Origin of the sequence: Pseudomonas sp. 30_B (assembly GCF_017491605.1) — a bacterium.
In the GTDB taxonomy this organism is placed as follows: domain Bacteria; phylum Pseudomonadota; class Gammaproteobacteria; order Pseudomonadales; family Pseudomonadaceae; genus Pseudomonas.
The window spans coordinates 1-592 of sequence record NZ_JAFGYY010000112.1; the positions used below are offsets into that span (position 1 = coordinate 1).

The 592-nt window shown below is 65.7% G+C and carries 1 protein-coding gene; it reads right to left on the reverse strand.

Annotated features, from left to right (window positions below; genetic code table 11):
• On the reverse strand, positions 1 to 592 hold a 592-nt coding region (locus tag J5M67_RS27470), incomplete at both ends, for a carbohydrate ABC transporter permease (RefSeq protein ID WP_207888546.1).

Consider the following 592-nt stretch of genomic DNA (forward strand, 5'->3'; position numbering starts at 1 on the left):
GCGTCGCCCGGGCCGCCGCCCGTGGTCGTATAGATTTCCGCGAAGATCGACAGCAGGAAGATCGTCTCCATCATCACGACGACCGCGATCGCGCGCCGCAGGTGCGGCAACGTGATGTAGAAGAACATCGCGAACGCGCCCGCGCCGTCGATCCGCGCGGCCTCCTTCTGCTCCTGGTCGAGCGACTGGATCGCGGTGAAGAGGATCAGGAACGCGAACGGCAGCCACTGCCACGCGACGATGATCACGATCGACGTGAGCGGATACTGCGCGAACCAGTCGATCGGCTGCATGCCGAGCGCGCGCATCGCGCGCGCGACGAGCCCGTACACCGGGTGCAGGATCATGTTCTTCCAGATGAGCGCCGACACCGTCGGCATCACGAAGAACGGCGCGATCGCGATGAGCCGCGCGATGCCCTGCCCGTAGAACTTGCGGTCGAACAGCACGGCCATCAACACGCCGCCCGCCACCGTGATCGCGAGCACCGAGCCGATCAGCGCGAGCGTGTGCCAGATCGCCGGCAGGAACGACGGATCGGTCGCGAGAAAACGGTAGTTCTCCAGGCCGGCGAAACCCTTGACGTCCGGAT